Source organism: Pseudoxanthomonas koreensis (assembly GCF_010093225.1).
GTDB lineage: Bacteria > Pseudomonadota > Gammaproteobacteria > Xanthomonadales > Xanthomonadaceae > Pseudoxanthomonas > Pseudoxanthomonas koreensis.
This window is the reverse complement of the sequence record NZ_PDWM01000004.1, coordinates 30,873-55,360: the sequence shown is the minus strand read 5'-3', so window position 1 is coordinate 55,360 and position 24,488 is coordinate 30,873. Positions and strand designations below refer to the sequence as shown.

Annotated in this window: 23 protein-coding genes and 1 pseudogene; 9 read left to right on the top strand and 15 right to left on the bottom strand. The window is 70.7% G+C overall.

Going from position 1 to position 24,488, the window contains the following annotated elements:
* Positions 1-226: 226 nt before the first annotated feature.
* The 9 genes and pseudogenes from CSC64_RS02330 to pstS (CSC64_RS02295) form a co-directional block, all read right to left on the bottom strand.
* A complete protein-coding gene (locus CSC64_RS02330; protein WP_162433725.1) occupies positions 227-982 on the bottom strand; it encodes an HvfC family RiPP maturation protein in 756 nt (251 codons plus the stop codon).
* Positions 975-1,838 carry an HvfB family MNIO-type RiPP peptide maturase gene (locus CSC64_RS02325; protein WP_238389723.1) on the bottom strand — a complete coding sequence of 288 codons (864 nt, stop codon included), beginning with the start codon at positions 1,836-1,838 and terminating at the stop codon, positions 975-977. The genes CSC64_RS02330 and CSC64_RS02325 overlap by 8 nt, the downstream gene beginning before the upstream one ends.
* Before the next feature lie 66 nt (positions 1,839-1,904).
* Positions 1,905-2,186 (bottom strand): annotated as a pseudogene (locus tag CSC64_RS14035) (HvfA family oxazolone/thioamide-modified RiPP metallophore); the annotation flags it as partial.
* A 266-nt stretch (positions 2,187-2,452) separates the two neighbouring features.
* Positions 2,453-3,160: a phosphate signaling complex protein PhoU gene (gene phoU / locus CSC64_RS02320; protein WP_162433723.1), complete on the bottom strand. Its 708-nt coding sequence runs from the start codon at positions 3,158-3,160 to the stop codon at positions 2,453-2,455.
* A gap of 132 nt (positions 3,161-3,292) precedes the next feature.
* Complete coding sequence (gene pstB / locus CSC64_RS02315) at positions 3,293-4,156, bottom strand: phosphate ABC transporter ATP-binding protein PstB (protein ID WP_425501650.1); 864 nt, start codon at positions 4,154-4,156, stop codon at positions 3,293-3,295.
* Positions 4,149-5,009, bottom strand: coding sequence for a phosphate ABC transporter permease PstA (gene pstA / locus CSC64_RS02310; RefSeq protein ID WP_162433721.1), 861 nt, complete (start codon positions 5,007-5,009; stop codon positions 4,149-4,151). The genes pstB and pstA overlap by 8 nt, the downstream gene beginning before the upstream one ends.
* Positions 5,009-5,983, bottom strand: coding sequence for a phosphate ABC transporter permease subunit PstC (gene pstC / locus CSC64_RS02305; RefSeq protein ID WP_162433720.1), 975 nt, complete (start codon positions 5,981-5,983; stop codon positions 5,009-5,011). Before pstC ends, pstA begins: the two co-directional genes overlap by 1 nt.
* Before the next feature lie 64 nt (positions 5,984-6,047).
* On the bottom strand, positions 6,048-7,142 hold the full coding sequence (pstS, locus tag CSC64_RS02300) for a phosphate ABC transporter substrate-binding protein PstS (protein ID WP_162433719.1): 1,095 nt from the start codon (positions 7,140-7,142) through the stop codon (positions 6,048-6,050).
* A 183-nt stretch (positions 7,143-7,325) separates the two neighbouring features.
* Complete coding sequence (pstS, locus tag CSC64_RS02295; protein ID WP_162433718.1) at positions 7,326-8,348, bottom strand: phosphate ABC transporter substrate-binding protein PstS; 1,023 nt, start codon at positions 8,346-8,348, stop codon at positions 7,326-7,328.
* Between the two features lie 279 nt (positions 8,349-8,627).
* Here pstS (CSC64_RS02295) and CSC64_RS02290 point away from each other — a divergent pair, with 279 nt between their 5' ends.
* On the top strand, positions 8,628-9,926 hold the full coding sequence (locus CSC64_RS02290; protein ID WP_162433717.1) for an OprO/OprP family phosphate-selective porin: 1,299 nt from the start codon (positions 8,628-8,630) through the stop codon (positions 9,924-9,926).
* 102 nt (positions 9,927-10,028) lie between these two features.
* Here CSC64_RS02290 and nth read toward each other — a convergent pair whose 3' ends face one another.
* From nth to CSC64_RS02275, 3 genes are all read right to left on the bottom strand, one after another.
* A complete protein-coding gene (nth, locus tag CSC64_RS02285; protein ID WP_162433716.1) occupies positions 10,029-10,667 on the bottom strand; it encodes an endonuclease III in 639 nt (212 codons plus the stop codon).
* 131 nt (positions 10,668-10,798) lie between these two features.
* Positions 10,799-11,272: a hypothetical protein gene (locus tag CSC64_RS02280; RefSeq protein WP_162433715.1), complete on the bottom strand. Its 474-nt coding sequence runs from the start codon at positions 11,270-11,272 to the stop codon at positions 10,799-10,801.
* Positions 11,273-11,300: 28 nt separating this feature from the next.
* A complete protein-coding gene (locus CSC64_RS02275; RefSeq protein ID WP_162433714.1) occupies positions 11,301-12,083 on the bottom strand; it encodes an enoyl-CoA hydratase/isomerase family protein in 783 nt (260 codons plus the stop codon).
* 171 nt (positions 12,084-12,254) lie between these two features.
* Between CSC64_RS02275 and CSC64_RS02270 the strand changes: the two genes are divergently transcribed.
* The 3 genes from CSC64_RS02270 to CSC64_RS02260 all read left to right on the top strand — a co-directional run bounded on the left by CSC64_RS02270 (position 12,255) and on the right by CSC64_RS02260 (position 14,769).
* Positions 12,255-12,956: an FKBP-type peptidyl-prolyl cis-trans isomerase N-terminal domain-containing protein gene (locus CSC64_RS02270; RefSeq protein ID WP_162433713.1), complete on the top strand. Its 702-nt coding sequence runs from the start codon at positions 12,255-12,257 to the stop codon at positions 12,954-12,956.
* A gap of 137 nt (positions 12,957-13,093) precedes the next feature.
* Positions 13,094-13,906, top strand: a complete 813-nt coding sequence (locus tag CSC64_RS02265) for an NUDIX hydrolase (protein ID WP_162433766.1) — start codon at positions 13,094-13,096, stop codon at positions 13,904-13,906.
* A complete protein-coding gene (locus CSC64_RS02260; protein ID WP_162433712.1) occupies positions 13,903-14,769 on the top strand; it encodes a sulfurtransferase in 867 nt (288 codons plus the stop codon). The genes CSC64_RS02265 and CSC64_RS02260 overlap by 4 nt, the downstream gene beginning before the upstream one ends.
* 62 nt (positions 14,770-14,831) lie before the next feature.
* Here CSC64_RS02260 and CSC64_RS02255 read toward each other — a convergent pair whose 3' ends face one another.
* Positions 14,832-15,608 carry an enoyl-CoA hydratase/isomerase family protein gene (locus tag CSC64_RS02255; protein ID WP_162433711.1) on the bottom strand — a complete coding sequence of 259 codons (777 nt, stop codon included), beginning with the start codon at positions 15,606-15,608 and terminating at the stop codon, positions 14,832-14,834.
* A gap of 44 nt (positions 15,609-15,652) precedes the next feature.
* Between CSC64_RS02255 and CSC64_RS02250 the strand changes: the two genes are divergently transcribed.
* From CSC64_RS02250 to CSC64_RS02240, 3 genes are all read left to right on the top strand, one after another.
* Complete coding sequence (locus tag CSC64_RS02250) at positions 15,653-16,150, top strand: copper chaperone PCu(A)C (RefSeq protein WP_162433710.1); 498 nt, start codon at positions 15,653-15,655, stop codon at positions 16,148-16,150.
* Between the two features lie 210 nt (positions 16,151-16,360).
* Positions 16,361-19,105: an HAD-IC family P-type ATPase gene (locus CSC64_RS02245; RefSeq protein ID WP_162433709.1), complete on the top strand. Its 2,745-nt coding sequence runs from the start codon at positions 16,361-16,363 to the stop codon at positions 19,103-19,105.
* Positions 19,102-20,007: a universal stress protein gene (locus CSC64_RS02240; RefSeq protein WP_162433708.1), complete on the top strand. Its 906-nt coding sequence runs from the start codon at positions 19,102-19,104 to the stop codon at positions 20,005-20,007. The genes CSC64_RS02245 and CSC64_RS02240 overlap by 4 nt, the downstream gene beginning before the upstream one ends.
* Here CSC64_RS02240 and CSC64_RS02235 read toward each other — a convergent pair.
* Both CSC64_RS02235 and uvrA read right to left on the bottom strand, forming a co-directional pair.
* On the bottom strand, positions 19,999-20,421 hold the full coding sequence (locus CSC64_RS02235) for an acyl-CoA thioesterase (RefSeq protein WP_162433707.1): 423 nt from the start codon (positions 20,419-20,421) through the stop codon (positions 19,999-20,001). The two genes, CSC64_RS02240 and CSC64_RS02235, sit on opposite strands and share 9 nt — an antisense overlap.
* Positions 20,418-23,342, bottom strand: coding sequence for an excinuclease ABC subunit UvrA (gene uvrA / locus CSC64_RS02230; protein ID WP_162433706.1), 2,925 nt, complete (start codon positions 23,340-23,342; stop codon positions 20,418-20,420). The genes CSC64_RS02235 and uvrA overlap by 4 nt, the downstream gene beginning before the upstream one ends.
* Positions 23,343-23,743: 401 nt before the next feature.
* Between uvrA and rplU the strand changes: the two genes are divergently transcribed.
* Positions 23,744-24,061 (top strand): 50S ribosomal protein L21, encoded by a 318-nt coding sequence (gene rplU, locus CSC64_RS02225; protein WP_162433705.1) that lies wholly within the window; start codon positions 23,744-23,746, stop codon positions 24,059-24,061.
* Positions 24,062-24,073: 12 nt separating this feature from the next.
* Complete coding sequence (gene rpmA, locus CSC64_RS02220) at positions 24,074-24,334, top strand: 50S ribosomal protein L27 (RefSeq protein WP_162433704.1); 261 nt, start codon at positions 24,074-24,076, stop codon at positions 24,332-24,334.
* Positions 24,335-24,488: the final 154 nt, after the last annotated feature.

The window sequence follows — 24,488 nt, the reverse complement described above, 5'->3', positions numbered from 1 at the left end:
GTCGGCGCCTCGATCTCGGCAGGAGTTTCCAGGTCGGTTTCGCTCATGCGGAAAGGTTAGCAGAGCGGCCGGCCCGGCCGCCCGCCGCGATGCCTTTTGTAGGAGCCCACTTCAGGGGGCGACCCGACGGGGGCGGACGCAGCGGTGTTGCACGCGGCCGCTCCGGAGGCTGCGCGTTGGACACCGCGTATCCCGGCCGCATCGGGTCGCCCCCTGAAGTGGGCTCCTACAGGGGGCTGCTGCGGGGGAGGGTGCCGAGGAGGGTGGCTTCGCCGCGCATGCGTTCTAGCATCGCCGCGCCCTGGTCGATGAAGCCGGTGTCGGCCGGCACGCCCGCTTCCTCCGCCAGTGCGGCCAGGTGCGCGCGGCCGCTGCGCCCGCCTTCGCCCAGCAGCTCCAGCAGCCGGTAGACCAATGGCGAGATCGCCGCGAAACGGGCCTGGCCATCGTGGTCGCGGCGGACCAGCAGCAGGGTCGGTGTCGCCGGCGCTTCATCGGGCCGGTGCTGCGGCCCGATCGTGTGGACGGGCCAGCGGTAGGCCAGGGCGCGGATCCAGGGCGACACCACCGGCACGCCTTCGAGCAGGTCGCCGCCGGGATCGTGCGCTGGCAACGGGCTGTCGTCGACCTGCACCGCCAGTTCGATCCACTCGTAGTGCGCCAGCTCCAGCAGCCAGGGCGGCCCGGCGTCGTCGCCGCAGGCTTCCAGGAAGCGGATGAACTCGCGCGCCAGTTCCGGGAACAGCGGCGTGCGTGCCGCGTGCCCGGCGTAGAAGCGCCGCACCAGCGCCCGCCAGGCGTCCTCACCCAGGGTCCGGCGGATCACCGGGAAATTGCCACCGAGCAGGCCGGTGATGTTGTTGAAGAACAGCTCGCGGTACACCGCCATCCGCCGTGGCTCGATGCCCGGCGGCGCCGGATGCCCCTGCGGATCGCGCAGGGGCGCGGCGAACGCCGCCGGCGGGTCCGCCGGCTCAGGCATGGGCCACGCCCGCCGGCGCCACGCCGGCGGCCTCGCGCTGCAGCTGGCGGATGCGCTCGACCTCGTCCAGCAGCACCGGAAGAGGCGGCAGATTGAAGTCGCGCTCGAGCAGGGTGGGGCGAACGCCGTGCAGGCGGTAGGCCTCGGCGAGCAGGCTCCAGACGGCGTCCTTCACCGGCGCGCCGTGGGTGTCGACCTTCAGGTCGTCGGCTTCGTCGTAGTGGCCGGCGATATGGTACGAGGCGATGCGCGCGCACGGCATCCGCGCCAGGAAGACGCGCGCGTCGTAGCCGTGGTTGACCGCGTTGACGTAGACGTTGTTCACGTCCAGCAGCAGGTCACAGTCGGCCTCGGCCAGCACCGCGTTGACGAAGTCCGCCTCCTCCAGCGCCTGCGCAGGCGCCACCGGCAGGGCGGCGTAGTAGGAGACGTTCTCCACCGCGATGCGGCGGCCGAGCAGGTCCTGCACCCGGCCGATGCGCGTGGCGACGTGGCGCACGGCCGCTTCGGTGAACGGCACCGGCATCAGGTCGTACAGGTGGCCTGTCGCGTCGCTGCAGGCGCTCAGGTGCTCGCTGTACAGCGACACCCGGTGGCGGTCGAGGAAGCGGCGGGTCTTGGCCAGGAACACCTCGTCCAGCGGCGCGGGGCCGCCGAGCGAGAGCGACAGGCCGTGGCAGGTCAGTGGATGCCGCGCCGACAGGTCGTCCAGTGCCTCGCCCAGCCGCCCGCCCACGCCGATCCAGTTGTCCGGCGCGCATTCGAGGAAATCGAAGGCACCGGCGGGCGCGGCGCGCAGCTCGTCGAGCATCGCGCGCCGCAGTCCCAGTCCGGCGCTGGCGTCAGGCAAAGTCATCGGCAGTCGGTGAGAAACTCCAACCGGGAAAATTCCCACCGTCCCGCCGCACTTGCCCTCGCCGCACTTGCCTTCCCCGCACTTGCCCTCGCTGGCCTTGCCGGTCTGCTCGCCGCACTTGCCCTCGCTGCCCTTGGCCGCGTGGTGCGCCTTGCGCTCGGCCTCGTCGATGAAGCCGTCGGCGTTGGCGTCGATCTTCGCGAACTGGTCGGCCTTGTCGGGATGGGCGGCGGCGAACTCGGCCTGCGAGATGCGCCCGTCCTTGTCGGTATCGACCTTCTCGATGCCGCACTTGCCTTCGCCGCACTTGCCCTCCTGGGCCTTGGCGGCTTCGCCGGCGGCGAGCATGTAGCCCTGGGCCAGCGGCTCCATGGCGAACGCGCCGCCGCCCAGGGCCAGGCCTGCCAGGGCGGTGCCGAGTGCGATGGCGGCGGGTTTCTGCTTGGACATGGCGATTGCTCCGGAATGGGGGCGCGAAGCGGCGCGCCGGCCGTCGTGGGGACGCCAGTCTAACGCCGCCCGCTCCGGGGCTCGTTATCGCTGCGTGGAAGGGCGACGGCGGGCCCCGTACGGGGCGCCGCCGTGCCGTCGGCGGCGGGCGTCGCCGCCCCGCTTCAGGTCACGCTGGTGGTGCTGGTCTCGTCGCGCTTGTCGCGCGGTGGCAGCGCCTGGTCGCCGTGCAGCAGGAACCAGACGTTCTCGGCGATGTTGGTGGCGTGGTCGCCGATCCGCTCCAGGTTCTTGGCCATGAACAGCAGGTGCGTGCACGGGGTGATGTTGCGCGGGTCTTCCATCATGTAGGTCAACAGCTCGCGGAACAGCGCGGTGTGCTGCTGGTCAAGCCGGGCATCGTTCTCGCGCACCTGCAGGGCCAGCTCGCCATCGCCGTCGCTGTAGGCGCGCAGGGCCTGGCGGACCTGGCCGGCGGCGAGCAGCCCCAGGGCGCGCAGGCCGGAAACGTGCGGCATCGGCGGCGCGGCATTGAGCGCGATCGAGCGCTTGGCGACGTTGGCGGCGTAGTCGCCGATGCGTTCGATGTCGGCCGGGATGCGCAGCCCGGCCAGGATTTCGCGCAGGTCGCGCGCCATCGGCCCGCGCAACGCCAGCAGCATCACGTCGTGGCTGATCCGGCGCTCGGCCTCGTCGATCGATTCGTCGTTGGCCACGATCCGGCGCGCGGCGTTGTCGTCGCGGCGCTCGACCACGTCCAGCGCCGCTTCCAGCTGCGCCACCGCGGTCTGGCCCATGTGCACGATCTCCTCGACCAGCTGGCGCTGCTCTTCGTCGTAGCTCTTGACGATGTGTCCGTGTTGGGTGGTCATTGCGGTTCCCGAATAGTGATGCGAGTGGTGGCCGTCCCTGGCGTCACGGCGCTGGCTCCGGAGAGCCCGGCCCGGCCATCCATGGCCGGGCGTTCGGCAGGCTGCGCGGCAGTGCCGCGCAAGCAGCCTGCCTCACCCGAACCTCCCGGTGATGTAGTCCTCGGTCTGCTGCTTCGAGGGGCTGGAGAAGATGACCTGGGTGCGGTCGTGCTCGACCAGGTCGCCCAGGTACATGAACGCGGTGTAGTCGGACACGCGCGCGGCCTGCTGCATGTTGTGGGTGACGATGGCGATGGTGTAGTCCTTCTTCAGTTCCTCCACCAGTTGCTCGATGCGGCTGGTGGAGATCGGGTCCAGCGCCGAGGTCGGCTCGTCCAGCAGCAGCACGTCCGGGCGCAGGGCCACGGCGCGGGCGATGCACAGGCGCTGCTGCTGGCCGCCGGACAGGCCCAGCGCGGACTGCCCGAGCTTGTCCTTGACCTCGTCCCACAGCGCGGCCTGGCGCAGCGCCTGCTCCACCCGCACGTCCATCTCGGCCCTGGACAGCTTCTCGTGGTGGCGGATGCCGTAGGCCACGTTCTCGAAGATCGTCATCGGGAACGGCACCGGCTTCTGGAACACCATGCCGACCTTGCTGCGCAGGCGGTTCATCGGGTACTTCGGCGAGAGGATGTCCTCGCCGTCCAGCAGCACTTCGCCGCGGGCCTCCAGCTTCGGGTACAGCGCGTAGATGCGGTTGAACACGCGCAACAGGGTCGACTTGCCGCAACCGGACGGGCCGATCAGCGCGGTGACCTGCCTCTCGGGGATGTCCAGGCTGATGTTCTTCAGCGCGTGGAACCGGTCGTAGTAGAAATCCAGGCCGCGCGCGGACAGCTTGACCGGCGCCTGGGCGGCGGTGGCCGCGGCCGGCGCCGCCGGCACGGCGATGCGCTGCATGGGCGTGGCTGCGGAGTGGAGCTCGTTCATGGCCAGGTTCCGGGAAAAGTCAGTCATGGGAGATCTTGTTGCGCAGGAGCAGGGCGCGCGCGGCCAGGCTCACCAGCAGCACGAACACGGTCAGCACCAGGGCGCCGGCCCAGGCCAGCACCTGCCAGGACTCGTACGGGCTGCCGGCGAACTGGTACATCACCACCGGCACCGAGGCCATCGGCTGGAAGATGTTGGCGTTCCAGTACTGGTTGCCGAACGCGGTGAACAGCAGCGGCGCGGTCTCGCCGGAGATGCGCGCCAGCGACAGCAGCACGCCGGTGACGATGCCGGCGCTGGCGCTGCGGTACAGCACCTGCACGGTCACCTTCCACTGCGGGATGCCCAGCGACAGCGCGGCCTCGCGCATCTGCACCGGGACCAGGCGCAGCATCTCGTCGGTGGTGCGCACCACCACCGGCAGGACGATGAAGGCCAGGGCCAGGGCGCCGGCGAAGGCCGAGAAGTTGCCGCCGGTCTGCATCACGTACAGGGTGTAGACGAACAGGCCCAGCACGATCGACGGCGCCGACAGCAGGATGTCGTTGACGAAGCGCACCACGGTGCCGGCCTTGCGCGCATTGCCGTACTCGGCCAGCCAGGTGCCGGCGGCGACTCCCAGCGGGGTGCCGATGGCGATCGCCATCAGGCACATCACCATGCTGCCGAAGAAGGCGTTGGCCAGGCCGCCTTCTTCCATCGGCGGCGGGGTCATCCGGGTGAACAGGTCCGGGTTGATGCCGGACACGCCCTTGGCGACCAGGGTCCACAGGATCCAGCCGAGGAAGAACAGGCCGAACAGGGCGGTGATGCAGGCCAGCAGCACGGCCACCGCGTTGGTGACCCTGCGACGGGTGTAGAGGCGGTCGGCGGCGGCCATCAGTTGCCCTCCTTGCGCGACAGCCGCATCAGCATGAAGCGGGCGATGGCGAGCACCACGAAGGTGACGATGAACAGCACGAAGCCCAGCAGCAGCAGCGCCGAGCGGTAGGTCTCGGTGGCCTCGCCGAAGTCGTTGGCGATCAGCGCGGCGATGGTGGTGCCCGGCTCCAGCAGCGACGGCGTCAGCCGCACCGAGTTGCCGATCACGAAGGCCACCGCCATGGTCTCGCCCAGGGCGCGGCCCAGGCCGAGGAAGATGCCGCCGATCACTGCCGAGCGGGTGTAGGGCAGGACGATGTCCCAGCTCACTTCCCAGCGGGTCGAGCCCAGCGCGTAGGCCGATTCCTTCAGCCGGGTCGGCACGGTCAGGAACACCTCGCGCATCACCGAGGAGATGAAGGGGATGACCATGATCGACAGCACGAAGCCGGCCGTGAGCATGCCGATGCCCAGCGGCGGGCCCTGGAACAGCGGGCCGATCACCGGCCATTCGCCGAGCGTGTCGTTGAGGAACGGGGTCACGTGCTCGGTCATCACCGGCACCAGCACGAACAGGCCCCACATGCCGTAGATGATCGAGGGGATGCCGGCGAGCAGCTCGATGGCGGTGCCGACCGGCCCGCGCAGCCAGCGCGGCGCCACCTCGGTGAGGAAGAAGGCGATGCCGAAGCTCACCGGCACCGCGATCAGCATCGCGATCAGCGCGGTGACCAGGGTGCCGTAGATCGGCGCCAGCGCGCCGAACCTGTTCTCCACCGGGTTCCATTCGGCCGAAAGGAAGAAGTCCAGGCCCTGGCTCTGCAGCGCCTCGCGGCCGCCCCAAAGCATGGACAGCGCCGCGCCGGCCAGGGCGACCAGGACGAAGGCCACGCAGGCGACCAGCGCGTAGCGGAACAGGCGGTCGTTGCGCGCGTCGCGCAGGTCGTGGCCGCCGGGGGCGGGCAGTGCGTGCACGGTGGTGGTGGTATTCATCGCGGGAATCCAGTGGGGGATGGCGCAGCGGCAAATGCGGGCGCGTGGCGCCCGCACCGCTGCATCACTTGAACTCGGCCGCCCAGTACGCCTCGATCTGCTGCACCAGCTCCGGCGGCAGCGGCACGTAGTGCAGCTCCTCGGCCTGCGGCTGGCCCTGCTCGAAGGCCCACTTGAAGAACTCCAGCGCGGCCTGGCTGCGCGCCGGGTCCTGCGGATGCTTGTGCATCAGCATGAAGTTGGTCGCGGTGATCGGCCAGGCCTGCGCGCCGGGCGCGTCGGTGATCACCAGGTTGAAGTCGCTGGCATTGGCCCAGTCGGCGCTGGCCGCGGCGGCGGCGAAGCTGGCCGCGTCCGGCTTCACCCACTGCCCGGCAGCGTTGCGCATCGAGGCATAGGGCATCGCGTTCTGCAGCGCGTAGGCCAGCTCCACGTAGCCGATGCCGCCCTTGATCTGCTTGACGTAGGCGGCCACGCCCTCGTTGCCCTTGCCGCCCACGCCGGACGGCCACTGCAGCGAGGTGCCTTCGCCGACCTTGTCCTTCCACTCCGGGCTGACCTTGGACAGGTAGTTGCTGAAGTTGAAGGTGGTGCCCGAGCCGTCGGAGCGGTGGACGATGGTGATCTTCTCGTCCGGCAGCGTTACGCCCGGGTTGGCCGCGGCGATCGCCGGATCGTTCCACTTGCCGACCTTGCCGAGGAAGATGTCGGCCAGCAGCGGGCCGGTCAGGCGCAGCGCGCCCGGCTCCACGCCATCAAGGTTGAACACCGGCACCACGCCGCCGATCGCGGACGGGAACTGGCCCAGGCCTGCGGCGGCCAGCTCGTCGCTGGGCAGCGGCTTGTCGGTAGAGCCGAAATCGACCGTGCCGGCCTTGATCTGGGCGATGCCGCCGCCCGAACCGATCGACTGGTAGTTGACCTTGTTGCCGGTGGCGGCGTTGTAGTCGGCCGACCACTTCGACACCAGCGGGAAGATGAAGGAGGCGCCGGCGCCGGAGATCTGCGCGGCGACCTGCTCGCCGGTGGCGGGGGCGGCTTCGCCCTGGGCAGTCGTGGGGGTGGCGCTGGTGTTGGCGTCGCCGGCAGGCTTGCAGGCCGCGAGGACCACGGTGGCGGCGAGGGACAGGGCGAGGAGGCGGACCGGGGAGGGGTTCATGGCTCTCAGCTGCGTCGGGCCGGGGGTGCCGGCGGGTCGCTACATGAAATGATGTTTTTGTGACAGGCGTATGACGCCGGCCCCGCTGGATTGCCGCGCCGGGTGCGCTCCGGAAACAGAAAATGGAGCGCGGACCAGGGGTCCGCGCTCCACTGAACAGACGGGGGGAGAGAGTCCCGTCGCTCAGAACTTCAGGTTCTGCGCCCAGTAGGCCTCGATCTGCTTGACCAGGGCGTCCGGCAGCGGCACGTAGTCCAGCTGGCGGGCCTGGGCGTCGCCGTTGGCGTAGACCCACTTGAAGTAGTCGCGGGCGTTCTTCGCGCCGGCCACGTTCTTCGGCTGCTTGTACATCAGGATGAAGTTGGTCGCGGTGATCGGCCAGGAGGCCTCGCCCGGCGCATTGGTCATCACCAGGAAGAAGTCCTTGGACTTGGCCCAGTCGGCGCTGGCGGCGGCAGCGGCGAAGGATTCCTCGCTGGGCTGCACGAACTTGCCGGCGGCGTTCTTCAGCGCGGCGTGGGACAGTTTGTTCTGCAGGGCGTAGGAAAGCTCGACGTAGCCGATGCCGCCCTTGATCTGCTTGACGTAGGCGGTCACGCCCTCGTTGCCCTTGCCGCCGATGCCGGCCGGCCACTGCACCGAGGTGCCTTCGCCGACCTTCTGCTTCCACTCCGGGCTGACCTTGGACAGGTAGTTGACGAAGTTGAAGGTGGTGCCCGAGCCGTCGGAGCGGTGCACGACGGTGATCTTCTGGTCCGGCAGCGCCAGGCCCGGGTTCAGCGCGGCGATCGCCGGGTCGTTCCACTTGCTGATCTTGCCCAGGAAGATGTTGGCCAGGGTCGGGCCGTCGAGCTTGAGCGCGCCGGGGGCGATGCCGGCGACGTTGACGATCGGCACCACGCCGCCGATCACCGAGGGGAACTGCGCCAGGCCGTACTTGGCAAGCTCTTCCGGCTTGAGCGGGGCGTCGGAGGAACCGAAGTCCACCGTGGCCGCCTTGATCTGGGCGATGCCGCCGCCGGAACCGATCGACTGGTAGTTGACCTGCTTGCCGGTCGCGCCCTTGTAGTCGGCCGACCACTTGGACATCACCGGATAGATGAAGGAGGCGCCGGCGCCGGTCACGTCGTTGGCGTGGGCGAGGGAAATCGAGGAGGACACCGCGATCAGCGCGGCGGCAAGGCGGAACTTGAACCTGGAGTTCACGGGAAAGGCTCCGTTAAGCGGTGGAAGGGTGGTGGCGGGACGCGGGCAGCACCCGCTTCCATCGGCCGCCATTCCATAACGGGTCGATGACAACAGCGCGTAGCGCATGTGACAGGGGCATGACGGGGCGCGGCGGACCTCCTTCATCGTCCTGTCATGTGGCGGTCGCGCTTCTGTCAGACCGGGGTAGCAAGCTGCGCGGCGTTTAACGGGTGCTTCACCTTCCACATCGGGAGGCGCATCCGCCACCTGGCTACCAACCACTCAACGGAGTCCTCCATGCGTTATTCCCTCCTCGCCGTCGCGCTGGCCGCGGCCCTTGGCACCGCGACCTTCGACGCCGCCGCCGCCGACAACAGCGCCGAACTGGCCGAGCTGAAGGCGCAGCTGGCCGCGCTGCAGGCCAAGGTGACCGAGCTGGAGACGCGCACCGACGCGCAGTCGGACATCAACGTCGGCACCCAGCAGAGCATCGAGAACATCGCCGCGACCACGCCCAAGGTCGAGACCAAGGGCGGGATCAAGGTCACCTCGCCGGACAAGAAGTTCGAGGCCTCGCTTGGTGGCCGCATCCACTTCGACGCCTATGCCTTCGACCGCGATATCGCCGCCACCACCGGCACCAGCGAGTTCCGCCGCGCGCGCCTGACCCTGGCCGGCAAGGCGCTGGGCTGGGACTACAAGCTCGAGCAGGACTTCGCCGCCGGCACCAACCTGGACGGCCTGCGTGACGCCTACATCGCCCACGCGCTGTGGGGCGGCAAGGCCACCATCGGCCACTTCAAGCCGTACCGCTCGATGGAGGAGCTGACCAGCTCCAACGAGATCCTGATGATGGAGCGTCCGTTCGCCTCGGCCACCGGCCTGTTCAGCGGCCGCCAGTTCCAGCAGGGCGTGGGCTACCAGCGCGCCGGTGCCAACTACACCGCCGGCTTCACCGTGTTCAACCTGCGCGGCGCCTCGGGCAGCCGCAACGAGGGCATGGGCGCGGCCGGCCGCGTGACGTACGCGCCCATCAACAACGACAACAACACCCTGCATTTCGGCGGCTGGGCCAGCCAGGAGAACGCCAACCAGGGTTCGTCCGACCTGACCGCCACCGCCACCTACGCCGGCCGCCGCGGCCCGGCGCAGGCCATCGCCACCACCACCGGCGCCAGTCGCAACCAGGTCACCTCGTACGGACTGGAAGCTGCCGGCTCGTTCGGCCCGCTGTTCTTCCAGGGCGAGTACGTCAACGCGACCTTCGGCCAGCCGCTGGGCAGCGACCAGGACGTGACCACCTGGTACCTGCAGGGCAGCTGGCTGCTCAACGGCGGGCACAAGGCGTACAAGTCGGGCACCGGCGTGTTCGCCGCGCCGAAGGTCGCGGGCAAGGGCCTGTGGGAGCTGACTGCCCGCTACGACACCATCGAGAACAAGGACATCGCCAACCGCGAGGCGACCAGCGTGATCCTGGGCGTGAACTACTACGTCAACCCGAACCTGCGCTTCATGTTCAACTACACGCAGGGCGAGAACGAGGTCAACGGCGACGAGACCGGCCAGTACGCGCTGCGTACGCAGTTCTCCTGGTAAGCCGCCTGCAGCAACCGAACCGACGCCCCACACCGCGGGGCGTCGTCTTTTCCGGTGCCGGGTGCCGGCCCGGCGAGGGTGGGGCAGCCGGCGAGCCCGGCGCTACTGTGGCGGCGTCTTGGCCGGGTAGCGGCACAGGTCGCGGATAACGCATTGCGGGCAATCGGGCCGGCGCGCCTTGCAGACGTAGCGGCCGTGCAGGATCAGCCAGTGGTGGGCGTCGTGCAGGAACTCCGCCGGCACGCGTCGCAGCAGGCCTTCCTCGACCGCGCGCACGTCCTTGCCCGGTGCCAGCCCGGTGCGGTTGGCGACGCGGAAGATGTGGGTGTCCACCGCCATGGTCGGCTCGCCGAAGGCGGTGTTGAGGACCACGTTGGCGGTCTTGCGGCCGACGCCCGGCAGCGCTTCCAGTGCGGCGCGTTCGCGCGGGACCTCGCCGGCATGCTGTTCGACCAGGATCCGGCAGGTGGCGATCACGTTCTTCGCCTTGGCGTTGAACAGGCCGATGGTGGAGATGTGTTTCTTCAGCCCTTCCTCGCCCAGGTCGAGGATCGCCTGCGCGGTGTTGGCGAGCGGGTACAGCCGCCGGGTGGCCTTGTTCACGCCGACATCGGTGGCCTGCGCCGAGAGGATCACCGCGACCAGCAGCTCGAACGGGCTCGAGTACTCGAGTTCGGTGGTCGGATGTGGATCGAGCTCGCGCAGGCGGGTGAACATTTCCTGCACGTCGGCGCGGGGCATTGGCCGGCCCTGGCGCAGGACCGGCGAAGGCGGGGGCGGGGCTGCGGCCTTGTTGGATTGCGGCGCGCGTTTCTTCGCGACCGGCTTTGCCGCTGCGGCTTTCTTCGCCACTTTCGACGGGCGTGGAGGACTCATTCCCGTGGCTTCCCCGCGGCCCTGGCGCGCGCGCGGGCGAGGGCGGCCGCGGCGGCGGCTGGCAGCGCCGGTGCTCGTGCCGGAGTCGCAGGCGACATGGGCGACATGGACGATGCAGGCGACACAGACGATGCAGGTGCATCAGCGCCGGATGCCGGCGCGGTCGCAGGCGTCGCGGACGCGGCCGGCACGTCAGCGGCGGAAGCCAGGGGCGCGGCCCGGCGCTCTTTGAGTTCCGCCGCCTGCCGCGCCAACCGCGCGTCGCGTGCGCGATGGCGCGCGCGCGCGTCCCAGGCGGTGCGCAGGCGCTCCTGCGCGGCGCGGATCGGCGCGTCAGCCGCCGCCGCCGAAACCGGGTACTCCATCAGCCCCGCCTGCAGAGCGGCATCGACGTCGCCATCGCCCAGCAGCGCCAGCAGCCGTGCCTGCAGGCCGGCATCGGCGGCGCTGGAGTCGGGCGTGCGCGTCATCGTCGCTACCGGCGGATGCAAGGGCAGGTCAGCGGTTGCGGAACTGCGGCTTGCGCTTGCCGAGGAAGGCGGCGGTGCCCTCGCGCATGTCCTCGCTCGCGAACAGCAGGGCGAACTGCGCGGTCTCGAACTGCAGGCCTTCCTCCATCCCGCATTCGCCGCCCAGCACCACCGCGTCGAGTACGCCGCGCAGCGCCAGCGGCGCCGCGTTGGCCAGCTGCGCGGCCAGCTTCATCGTTTCCGCCTCCAGCTCCGCCACCGGCACCACGCGGTTCACCAGTCCCAGTTGCAGCGCGCGGGCAGCGTCCACCGGCGCCCCGCCCAGGCACAGTTCCAGCGCCGCGGCACGGCCGGCCAGGCGCAGCAGGCGCTGGGTGCCGCCGAAGCCCGGGACCAGGCCCAGGTTCACCTCCGGTTGGCCGAGCCGGGCGCTGTCGGCGGCGATGCGCAGGTGGCAGGCCATCGCCAGTTCCAGGCCGCCGCCCAGTGCGTAGCCGTTCACCATGGCGATCACGGGCTTGGGCATGCGCTCGATCCGGCGCATCAGGCCCTGGCCGAGCAGGGAGAACTCACGCGCCTCGATCGCCGTCAGCGTGTTCATCTCGGCGATGTCGGCGCCGGCGACGAAGGCCTTGGCGCCGCTGCCGGTGAGCACCACCACGCGCACGGCCGGGTCGGCCGCGGCCGCCGCGAAGGCCTGGTCCAGGGCCTGCAGGGTGTTGCGGTCCAGCGCGTTCAGCTTGTCGGGCCGGTCGACGGTGAGGGTGCGGACGCCATCGGCATCGCGGCTGAGGACGGGGCTGGCCGTCATGTCGGGCTCCTGGTCGGGAATGTGAAGGCGGCGGCGGGAACTTCCGGCCCTGAAGGCCAGTCAGAGCCCCCGATCCGCGCTGGCGGGCCGCCGGTGCGGCGGCTATCCTAGCGCGTCCGCTACGGCCGGAACTCCCGCCCGGCGCCACCACCTTCCCGGAGAACGACCCAGATGAAGTTTCGCCCGATCGCCGTCGCCGTCGCCGCCCTGGCACTGGCCGGCAACGCTTTCGCCCAGGACGTCACGTCCGAGAAGGGCAAGCTGAGCTACTACTTCGGCTATGACTACGGCAACAACCTGGCCGAGCTGGCCGAGCGTGGCGAACAGGTCGACGTCAACTCCGTCGTCAAGGGCCTGCAGGACGCGATGGCCAAGAAGCAGCCGGCGCTCACCGCCGAGCAGCTGAAGCCGGCGCTGGAAGCCTTCCAGAAGCGCGAGCAGGCCCGTGCCCAGCAGGCCAAGGCCCAGTTCGACAAGGTCGCCGCCGAGAACAAGGCCAAGTCCGACCAGTTCCTGGCGCAGAACAAGGCCAAGGCCGGCGTGCAGACCCTGCCCAGCGGCGTGCAGTACCGCGTGATCGAGGCCGGCAAGGGCGCCAAGCCGACCCAGGCCAGCACCGTCGCGCTGGAAGTCGCCGGCCCGTTCCCGTTCGGCCAGCGTCCGGAGCAGGCGCGCCCGGCCCAGCAGATCCCCTCGATCAAGCTCAGCGAAGTCGAGATGGCCGCCATGCGCGAAGTGCTGCTGCAGATGCCGGCCGGCTCGAAGTGGGAAGTGGCGCTGCCGTCGGAGAAGGCCTACGGCGCCGACCCGCGCACCGGTTTCCCGCCGAACGTGGCGGTGGGGTTCGAGATCAAGCTGGCCTCGGTCAAGTAACCGTCCCCGCCAGTTTTCCGCTGCTGCGCCGGCCTCGTGCCGGCGCAGGCGTTTCTGCGGCGCGCACATCGCGCTACGCTCCATCCCATGCCTGAACCATCGTGCTGCCGCTCCGCTTCCCGTCCGCTTATGCCGCCATCGATGCTGCCACCGGCGCCGCGTCGAGCCCGTGCATCCGCGTGTGCCGGATCGAGCCCGGAGATGGCCTGTGCACGGGCTGCCTGCGCACGCGCGCGGAGATCGCCGGCTGGGCGGGGCTGGGCGAAGACGGGCGCAGGCAGATGATGGAGGGCGTGCTGGCCAAACGCGGGCGCGAGCGCTTCGCCTTCCTCGAACGGCTGGGCGAGCGCGAGCGCCTGCGCGGCGTGCTCTATCCGTTGCGCCAACCACCGGCCGGCGAAGGCTGGAACCGTTCCGAACTGGACGACCTGCTGCCGGCGACCGCACGCCTGGCCGAGGCCGCGGTGCTGGTCGGGCTGGTGCCGCGCGCTGGCACCGGCACCCAGGTGCTGCTGACCCGCCGCACCGACGCGCTGCGCCACCATGGCGGGCAGGTCAGCTTCCCCGGCGGCCGGGTGGAGGCCGACGACGCCGGCGTGCTCGGCGCCGCGTTGCGCGAGAGCCACGAGGAGATCGCGCTGGGCGAACGCCAGGTGGCGCCGCTGGGTTACCTCGATCCGTTCCTCACCGTCAGTGGCTTCCGCGTCACCCCAGTGGTGGCGGCGATCGATCCGGACTACGTGCCGCAGCCGCATCCGGGCGAGGTGGCCGAGGTCTTCGAAGTACCGTTCGAGTACCTGATGTCGGCCGCACACCTGCGCAAGGTCGAGATGGAATTCCGCGGCCGCCCGCGCAGCGTGCTCGAATACGACTGGCCGGGGCAGCGCATCTGGGGCGCGACCGCGGCGATCCTGTACAACCTTCGGCGCAGGCTCGAGGAGGGCGCATGAGCATCGGCAGCTGGACCCCCCTGGTTTCCGTGGAAGACCTGGCCGCGGCGCTGGGCGAGCCGGCCCTGCGCCTGCTCGACGCACGCGCCGTGCTCGGCGACCCGTCCGCCGGCCGCGCCGCGCATGCGGCCTCGCACCTGCCCGGCGCGGTGCACGCCGACCTGGACCGTGACCTGTCCGACCACGCGGCCCGGGGCCAGGGCCGGCATCCGCTGCCCGATGCCGCGGCGTTCGCCCATCGCGTCGGCGAGTGGGGCATCGGCCCGGCGCACCAGGTGGTGGTGTACGACGCCGGCGACGGCAGCATGGCCGCCGCGCGCGCATGGTGGCTGTTGAAGCTGCTCGGTCACCAGCGCGTCGCGGTGCTCGATGGTGGGCTCGCCGCGTGGCGCACGGCAGGCCTGCCGGAAACGGCGGAGGCCGCGTCGCCCGTGCCGCTGCCGGCCTGGCCGTCCTCGGGCTTCGACCGTTCGCGGATCGCCGATGCGGCCGACGTCGCCGCGCGTCTCGGCCAAGCGCCAGGCTGGCTGCTCGACGCGCGCGGAGCCGAACGCTACCGCGGCGAAGTGGAGCCGATCGATCCGGTCGCGGGACACGTGCCCGGTGCGCTCAACCGTCCGTTCGCGCTGAACCTGCGCGAGGGCCGCTTCCGCCCGGCGGAGGAACTGCGCGGCGAACTGCAGCCGCTGCTGCATGGCCGCGTGCCACAGGACACGGTGCTGATGTGCGGCTCGGGCGTCACCGCCTGCCACCTGCTGCTGGCGATGGAACACGCCGGCCTGCCCGGCGCGAAGGTGTATGCCGGCTCCTGGAGCGGCTGGATCTCGGATCCGTCGCGGCCGGTGGCCACCGGCGCCGCATAATCCCTGCGGACATAACGCCCCACCCGACGCCGCCGCTTCCGTAGAGCGGGGCAAGCCCCGCTCTACTTGCCCAGCCTGGCCAGCAGCGCGCGCAGGCCGGCCTGCGTGTCCGGGTCGTACCAGTCGTCGGCGAAGCGGTCCAGGTGCAGGTGCTCCGGGTCCAGCGCCTGGACCAGGTCGGCGCGGGCCAGCGCGCGGGTCTGCAGCATCGGCGAGCGCGGCAGCCGCAGCAGGCTTTCCAGCCAGGCGATCGCGCGCGGCAGCACGTGCTCGATTTCGGCCAGTTCGTCGACCAGGCCGATCCGCAGCGCCTCCTCGGCCGGGACCATGCTGCCGGCGACCAGCAGCCGCTCGGCGCGGTGGCGGCCGACCACGCGCCGCATCAGCTGCTGCGCGCCGTCCGGCACGGCCAGGCCGACCTGGGTCTCGTTCATGCCGATCGCATAGGGCTTCTGCGGATCCTGCGAGCGCGCCATCACCCGGTAGTCGCAGCACAGCGACAGCACGCAGCCGCCGGCCGGGGCGTGGCCGGTGATAGCGGCCACCACCGGGATGCGCAGCCCGGCCAGCGCGCGCGCCGCGCCGAAGAACGTGCCCCACGCCGCGCGTAGCGCGTGCCGGTCCTCGCCCAGCGACATCAGGTGCGGCACGTCCAGGCCGGCGGAAAAGATCCCCGGCGAGCCCGACAGCACCACCGCATCGGCATCGCCGGCCACGGCCGCGTCCAGCGCGGCGATCAGCGCGCGGCACAGCGCAGGATCCAGTGCGTTGACCGGCGGCCGCGCCAGCCGCAGTTCGCGGATGCGGCCGTGGTCGAAGGTCTGCACGTGGCTGGTCATGGACGGTCCATCCGGGCGATCGGGCGTGCCGGTATCATAGGCGCATGCGCACGCTTCCGATCTTCTCCGTTTCCGTGCTGCTGGCCGCCGTGCTCCTGCCGGCGCCGCGCGCGACCGCCGCCGGCCCGGTGGCGCCGCCTGCCGCGAAAGCCGCGGCCTGCCTGTCCGTCGAGGATGGCTGGATCCGCCTGCCGCCGGCGCCGCGTCCCATGCTCGCCGGCTTCGGTCGCATCGCCAACCGCTGCAGCGAAGTCCAGGTGGTGGTGGCGGCGCGCAGCGCGCGCTTCGGCGAGGTGTCGCTGCACGAGACGCGTGTGGTCGACGGCGTCAGCCGCATGCGCGAACTGGAGCGGCTGGTGGTCGCGCCCGCGGGCGAGGCACTGCTGCAGCCCGGCGGCCTGCACCTGATGCTGATGCAGCCCGATGCCGCGCTCGCCAATGGCGAACGCGTGCCACTGGTGCTGGTGCTGGAGGGTGGACACGAGGTCGATGCCATCCTGGTGGTCGCCGGGCAGGCTCCGCAGCGGACCGGCGGCGAGTAACGGAGGCGCAGCGGGGCAAGCCCCCGCTTTACGTAGAGCCGGGCTTGCCCGGCTGCCCACGCAAGGGTCCCCAACGCAACATCGAGCCGGGCTTGCTCCCCCTGCCACGCAATGGCGCGCAGCTCGAGCCTCTTGATCCAGCGCAAGCCAGCCGCCGCCCTTTGACGGTATGGTTGCCGGGCAACGACGCCGCGAGGAGTTGCCCGCCCCATGTCCGTCGCGCCCCCACCGTCGCCGGTCGACGCGGCGACCGCCTGGCATGCGCTCCCGGCCGACTCGGCCCTGGACCGGCTGCAGTCCACGCCGGAAGGGTTGTCCGATGCCGATGCCGGCAACCGCCTCGCCGTCTTCGGCCCCAATGCGTTGCCGCCGCCGCCGGTGCGTTCGCCGCTGCGGCGCTTCCTCGGGCAGTTCAACAACGCGCTGATCCTGTTCCTGCTCTCCGCCGCCGTTGTGGCCGCGCTGCTGGGCCATCGCATCGACGCGGCGGTGATCGCCGCCGTGGTGCTGGTCAACGCAGTGGTCGGCTTCGTCCAGGAAGGCAAGGCCGAGCAGGCGCTGGCGGCGCTGCAGGCGATGCTCGCGCCGACCGCGCGCGTGCTGCGCGGGAACGCCCGGCGGGTGGTCGACGTGGCCCGACTGGTGCCCGGCGACATCGTCCTGCTCGAGGCCGGCGACCGCGTGCCGGCCGACCTGCGCCTGCTGCGGGCGCGCGGCCTGCTGCTCGACGAGGCCGCGTTGACCGGCGAATCGGTCGCGGCGGAGAAGGGCGTCGCCGCCGTGGCCGCCGATGCGCCGCTCGGCGACCGCACCGGCATGGCCTATTCGGGCACCCTGGTCGCCGCGGGCCAGGCCCTGGGACTGGTGGTGGCTACAGGCACGGGCACCGAGATCGGCCGGATCAACACACTGATCGGCTCGGTCGATGCGCTGGCCACGCCGCTGCTGCGCCAGATCGACCGCTTCGGCCGCCGCTTCACCGCACTGGCCATCGCCGCCGCCGCGGCACTGTTCGTGTTTGCGGTGCTGGCGCGCGGTTTCGCCTGGCTGGACGCGCTGATGGTGGTGGTCGCCCTGGCGGTGGGCGTGGTCCCGGAAGGCCTGCCGGCGGTGATCACCATCACCCTGGCGATCGGCGTGCGGCGCATGGCCGCGCGCCACGCCATCGTGCGCCGGCTGCCGGCGGTGGAGACGCTGGGCGCCACCTCGGTGATCTGTTCGGACAAGACCGGCACCCTGACCCGCAACGAGATGACCGCGCGCCATGTCGTCACCGCCACCGCCGCGGCGACCGCCAGCGGCGGCGGCTACGACCCCACGGGCGAGCTGGGCATGCAGCAGGGCACCGAGCCCGACGCCGGCATGCGCCGGCTGCTGCTGTGCGGGCTGCTCTGCAACGACGCCGAGCTGCGCCAGAGCGGCGGCCACTGGCGCGTGGATGGCGATCCGATGGAAGGCGCGCTGCTGGCGCTGGCGGCGAAGGCGGGCTTCGAGACGGCGGTTGCCGCGTCCGACCGCCCGCGCCTGGACGCGATCCCGTTCGACGCCAGCTACCGCTACATGGCCACCCTGCACCGGGGCGCGGGCGAGGCCATCGAGCTGTACGTCAAGGGCGCGCCCGAGCAGTTGCTGGCGCTGTCGTCGCGGCAACTCGGCGCGTCCGGCGTGGCCGAGCCGCTGGACCCGGCGTTCTGGGAAGCGGCCATCGCCGCGGCCGCCTCGCGCGGCGAGCGCGTGCTCGGCTTCGCCATGCGCCATTTCGCGCAGGCGCCGGCGCCGTTGCGCCAGGCCGACGTGTCCGGGCTGCTGTTCCTCGGCGTCATCGGCTTCATCGATCCGCCGCGCGACGAGGCGATGGCCGCGGTGGCCGATTGCCGCGACGCGGGCATCGCGGTGAAGATGATCACCGGCGACCACGCCGCCACCGCCGCGGCGATCGCGCGCCAGCTGGGGCTTGCCGATGCGCCGATGGTGGTGGAGGGCCGCGCCCTGGATGCGGTCGACGACGCCGAGTTGCCGACCCTGGCACTGCAGGCCGACGTTTTTGCACGCGCCAGCCCCGAGCACAAGCTGCGGGTGGTGCGCGCGCTGCAGTCGCGCGGCGCGGTAGTGGCGATGACCGGCGACGGGGTCAACGACGCGCCCTCGCTGAAGCAGGCAAACGTCGGCATCGCGATGGGACGCAAGGGCACCGAGGCGGCCAAGGAGGCCGCGGAAATCGTGCTGTCCGACGACAACTTCGCCTCGATCGTGGCCGCGGTGAACGAAGGGCGTACGGTCTACGACAACATCCGCAAGGTGGTGGCGTGGACGTTGCCGACCAATGGCGGCGAGGTCCTGGCGATCGTGGTCGCGCTGTTCCTCGGCCTGACCCTGCCGATGACGCCGGTGCAGATCCTCTGGATCAACATGGTCCTGACCATCACCCTGGGCCTGGTGCTGGCGTTCGAGCCGCCCGAGCCGGGGGTGATGCGGCGTGCACCGCGGCGCGTGGATGCGACCCTGGTATCGCCATTCATGCTCTGGCGCATCCTGCTGGTGTCGGTGCTGTTCACCGCGGGCGCGCTGGGCGTCTTCGCCTGGGCCATGCATCGCGGCCAGGACGTGGCCACCGCGCGCACCCTGGTGGTGAACACCATCTGCGTGATGGAGATCTTCTACCTGTTCAGCGTGCGCTACCTGCACATGACCTCCTTCACCTGGCGCGGCGCGCGCGGCACGCCGGCGGTACTGTGGGCGGTCGGCGCGGTGGTGCTGGCGCAGCTGGCCTTCACCTATGCGCCGTTCATGCAGCGCCTGTTCGACACGCGGCCGGTGGCCTGGCAGGACGGGCTGCTGGCGATCCTGGTCGGGGTGGCGCTTATGCTGGTGCTGGAGACGGAGAAGGCGCTGTTGCGCCGGCTGCGCTGGTTCGAGGAACTGGGGGGCGGCTTGGACGGGAGGAGGCGGGAATGAACACGAACGAGGACACGGGCGGCAAACCGCGCGCCATCCTGCTGGCCAGCGACCTGGGTCCGCGCAGCGACCGCGCGCTGGACCGGGCGATCCGCCTGGCGCGCGACTGGGATGCGCGGCTGGTGGTGGCCACGGTGGTCGAACATACGGCCGAGGAGGAGCGCGCGATGCTGTTGCGCGATCCGCCCGGCTGGTACCGCGCCGAGGACCCGGCGCATGCGGCCGAGCGGCGATTGCTCGAGGATGTTTCCGCGCGGGGCGTGCAGGTATCGCTGCGGGTCGAGCGTGGCCAGCCCGCCGAGTGCCTGCTGCAGGTGGCGGCCGAGGAGGGCTGTGGCCTGGTCGTCACCGGCGTGGCGCGCCACGAGGCGCTGGGCCGGATGGTGCTGGGCTCGACGGTGGACCGGTTGGCGCGGCGATCGCCGGTGCCGGTGCTGGTCGTGCGCAACCGCGCGCATGCGCCGTACCGGCGCATGGTGGTGGCCAGCGACTGGTCCGCATCGGCCGAACGCGCGTTCCAGGCGGCGACGTCGCTGTTCCCGGATGCGGCGACCAGCGTGCTGCATGGCTTCGAGGTGCCGATGGTGGGCCTGCTCGACACCGCGCGCGACGAGACCATCGCCCGCGTGCGCGACGAGGCCATGGCCGAGGGTCGTGCCTTCGTCGAACGCTGCCGTCCGGCGAGCGGTGCGGGCAGCGTCAGCCTGGTGGTGGAGCGGAGCGATCCGGCGACGCTGCTGCGGCTCTATGCCGGGCAGTTCCCGGTCGACCTGGCGGTGGTCGGCACGCATGGCCGCAGCGCGTTGTCCGGGGTGATGCTCGGCAGCGTCGCCCGGAGGGTGCTCGAGGAGTCGCCGGTGGACACGCTGGTGGTGCCGGATCCGCGGGTGCGCTCAGCTTGACGCGGCGCGGATCGCCTCGGGCAGTGGCGCACTCCGGCCGGTCTGCGTATCCATCCAGACCACGACCACGTTCCCGTCCGAATACAGCACGCTCTCGTCCTTCTGGTCGACGATGCGGTGGCCGATGGTCACGCTGCTGTTGCCCAGCCGCTCGACGAACAGTTCCACCACGATGTCGTTCGGCCACACGATCGGCGCGCGGTAGTTGACGTTGGTCGCGGCGACGACCGGGGCGATGCGGCCGGTCATCGTCGCGCCGGGCACGCCCAGCATCCAGCGCACGCGCGCCTCCTCAAGGTAGGAGACGTACTTGGCGTTGTTGACGTGGCCCATCGCGTCCATGTCGCGCCAGCGCACGCTCATCGGGATCCGGGCCAGCTGCTTCGGCGAGGCCTGCGCGGGGGTGTCGCTCATCGTGTCGCCTTCTTCTTCGTCGCGGACTTGCGTGGTGGCAGCACGTCGGGCCTTGCGACCGCCGCCGGCTTGCTGCCCCTGGCCGCCTTCGCGGATGGCAGCAGCTTGGACAGGAAGCGGCCGGTGTGCGAGGCGGGATTGGCCGCGATCTCTTCCGGCGTGCCGGTGGCGATGATCTGGCCACCGCGGTGGCCGCCCTCCGGGCCCAGGTCGACGACCCGGTCGGCGGTCTTGATCACGTCCAGGTTGTGCTCGATCACCACCACCGTGTTGCCCTCGTCGCGCAGCCGGTGCAGCACGCCGAGCAGGTGCTCGATGTCGTGGAAGTGCAGGCCGGTGGTCGGCTCGTCGAGGATGTACAGCGTGCGTCCGGTGTCGCGCCGCGACAGTTCCTTGGACAGCTTGACCCGCTGCGCCTCGCCGCCGGACAGCGTGGTCGCGCTCTGGCCGAGCTTGACGTAGCTCAGGCCCACGTCGACCAGGGTCTCGAGCTTGCGCGCGATCGCCGGCACCGGCTCGAACAGCGTCAACGCGTCCTCGACGGTCATCTCCAGCACGTCGTGGATGCTGTGGCCCTTGTACAGGATGTCCAGGGTCTCGCGGTTGTAGCGCTTGCCGTGGCAGACGTCGCAGGGCACGTACACGTCGGGCAGGAAGTGCATCTCGACCTTGATCAGGCCGTCGCCCTGGCAGGCCTCGCAGCGGCCGCCGCGGACGTTGAAGCTGAAGCGGCCCGGCGAGTAGCCGCGCGCGCGCGCTTCCGGCACCTGCGCGTACAGCTCGCGCAACGGGGTGAACAGGCCGGTGTAGGTGGCCGGGTTGGAGCGCGGCGTGCGCCCGATCGGCGACTGGTCGATGTCCACGACCTTGTCGAACAGGTCCAGGCCGTCGATCTCGCGGTACGGCGCCGGCGCGTGCGAGGCGCCGTTGATCTCGTTGGCGGCCAGCGCGTACAGGGTGTCGTTGACCAGGGTCGACTTGCCCGAACCGGAGACGCCGGTGATGCAGGTCATCAATCCCGCGGCGATCTCCAGGTCCACGTCCTTGAGGTTGTTGCCCGAGGCGCCGCGCAGGTGCAGGGTCATCTTCGGGTTCGGCTTGTGCCGCTTGCTGGGCACCTCGATCTCGCGCTTGCCGGACAGGTACTGGCCGGTGATCGAGCGCGGCGACCGGAGGATGTCCTGCAGCGAGCCTTCGCCGACGATCTCGCCGCCATGCACGCCCGCGCCCGGGCCGATGTCGAGGATGTGGTCGGCGGCGCGGATCGCGTCCTCGTCGTGCTCGACCACGATCACGGTGTTGCCCAGGTCGCGCAGGCGGGTGAGGGTGCCGAGCAGGCGCTCGTTGTCGCGCTGGTGCAGGCCGATCGACGGCTCGTCGAGCACGTACATGACGCCGACCAGGCCGGCGCCGATCTGGCTGGCCAGGCGGATGCGCTGGGCCTCGCCGCCGGACAGGGTGTCGGCTTTGCGCTCCAGGGTGAGGTAGTCCAGGCCCACGTCGACCAGGAAGCCCAGCCGCTCGTTGATCTCCTTGACGATCTTGGCCGCGATCTCGCCGCGCCAGCCGCTGAGGTTGAGCGAGCGGAAGAAGGTCAGTGCCTCGTCGATCGGCAACACCACCAGCGACGGCAGCGGCTTGTCGGCGACGAATACGTTGCGCGCGGAGCGGTTCAGGCGCGCGCCGCCGCACTCCGGGCAGGCGCGCTCGCTGATGTACTTGCCCAGTTCCTCCTGCACCGCCGCCGATTCGGTCTCGCTGTAGCGGCGCTGCAGGTTGTTGATGATGCCCTCGAAGCGGTGCTTGCGCTGGCTGCGCCCGCCGCTCTCGGTGAGGTAGGTGAAGGCGATCGCCTCCTCGCCGCTGCCGTACAGCACCGCCTGCCGCGCTTCTTCGGGCAGCTGCTGCCAGGGCGTGTCGACGTCGAAGCGGTAATGCCGGGCCAGCGAGTTGACCAGCTGGAAATAGTAGGCGTTGCGCCGGTCCCAGCCGCGCACCGCGCCGGCGGCCAGCGACAGTTCCGGGTGCGCGACCACGCGCGCCGGGTCGAAGAACTCGGCGATGCCCAGGCCGTCGCATTCCGGGCAGGCGCCCATCGGCGCGTTGAACGAGAACAGCCGTGGCTCGAGCCCGGGCAGCGAGTAGTCGCAGACCGGGCAGGAGTACTTCGAGGAAAACAGCTGCGGCGGCGCGTCGGCATTGTCCAGCGACATGACCATGGCCATGCCGTCGCCGAGCTTGAGCGCGGTCTCGAACGACTCGGCCAGGCGCTGCTTGATGTCCTCGCGCGGGCGGAAGCGGTCGATCACCGCCTCGATGGTGTGCTTCTGGCGCAGCGCCAGCGCCGGCACCGCATCGATCTCGTGCAGCTCGCCGTTCACCCGCACCCGCACGTAGCCCTGCGCGCGCAGCTGCTCGAACACCTGCGCATGCTCGCCCTTGCGGTCGCGCACCACCGGCGCCAGCAGCATCCAGCGCTGCTCGGGGTCCAGCGCCAGCACCTGGTCGACCATCTGGCCGACGGTCTGCGCTTCCAGCGGGTAGCCGTGGTCCGGGCAGCGCGGGGTGCCCACGCGCGCGTAGAGCAGGCGCAGGTAGTCGTAGATCTCGGTGATCGTGCCGACGGTCGAGCGCGGGTTGTGCGAGGTCGACTTCTGCTCGATCGAGATCGCCGGCGACAGGCCCTCGATATGGTCGACGTCGGGCTTCTCCATCACGCTGAGGAACTGCCGGGCGTAGGCCGACAGCGACTCGACGTAGCGGCGCTGGCCCTCGGCGTAGATCGTGTCGAAGGCCAGCGAGGACTTGCCGGAGCCGGACAGGCCGGTGATCACGATCAGCTTGTCGCGCGGCAGGTCGAGATCGATGTTCTTGAGGTTGTGGGTACGGGCGCCGCGGATGCGGATCGTGTCCATCGCCATCGGGCAGGGGGTCCGTTGGTGGGCTGTGGGGGAGGCCGGGGACGACCAATCGATCAGCCTACCGGCCTCCCGATTTGGGGGCAATGCGCCGTATTGCCAGCGGCGGCGGGCCGCGCCGCGCCCGCCGTTGGCCGCCGGTCAGGTGGCCTCCCGGCGGGCGCCCGGGGCACTCGCCCCGGGCGGGCACTGCGGCGGCGGCGGGCGGCCGTTTCCGCGGGTAGCCGGGCCTGAAGGCCGCCGCCGCACCCCCCGCGAGGCCCCAGGGGGGCAGTGGCTGAACGGCCCGGCGGGCGGAGTGGGCGGCGGTTGCGCGTAACCGACTGAATTCTCTATAATCCCGCTTCTGTCCGCCCTCGACGGCGGCAGATACCAAGAATAACTACAGAACCAAGAGGCTAGACATGTACGCAGTACTGGTAACCGGCGGTAAGCAATACCGCGTGGCGCAGGGCGAAACGCTCCGCGTCGAGAAGCTCGAGGCCGATGCCGGCAGCGAGATCAAGTTCGACAACGTCCTGCTGCTGGGTGACAGCGACGGGATCAAGGTCGGTGACGCGCTCCAGGGCGCCAGCGTGACCGCCAAGGTCGTGGCCCATGGCCGCGCCGACAAGGTCCGCATCATCAAGTTCCGCCGCCGCAAGCACCACATGAAGCGGCAGGGCCACCGCCAGTACTACACCGAAATCGAGATCACCGGCATTGCCGGTGGCAACAAGTAAGGAGAAGCAGTCATGGCACATAAAAAGGCTGGTGGTTCGACCCGTAATGGCCGCGACTCCAACCCGAAGTACCTGGGCGTGAAGCTGTTCGGCGGCCAGGCCGTCGAAGCCGGCAACATCATCGTCCGCCAGCGTGGCACCCAGTTCCACCCGGGCGCCGGCGTCGGCCTGGGCCGCGACCACACCCTGTTCGCGCTGGTCGACGGCAAGGTCCAGTTCGGCACCAAGGGCGCGGCCAAGCGCCGCACCGTCAGCGTCGTCAGCGAAGCCTGATCCCGCGCGCCGCGCCTTGTGCGCGGCACGCCCAGGCTCCGCGATGTCGCCGCGAAAGCCCCGCTTCGGCGGGGCTTTCCGTTTCTCCGGGTCGTCGTTTCCGCCGATCATCGTTCCCGCGAAGGCGGGAACGACGGAATGCGGTTACGCTTCC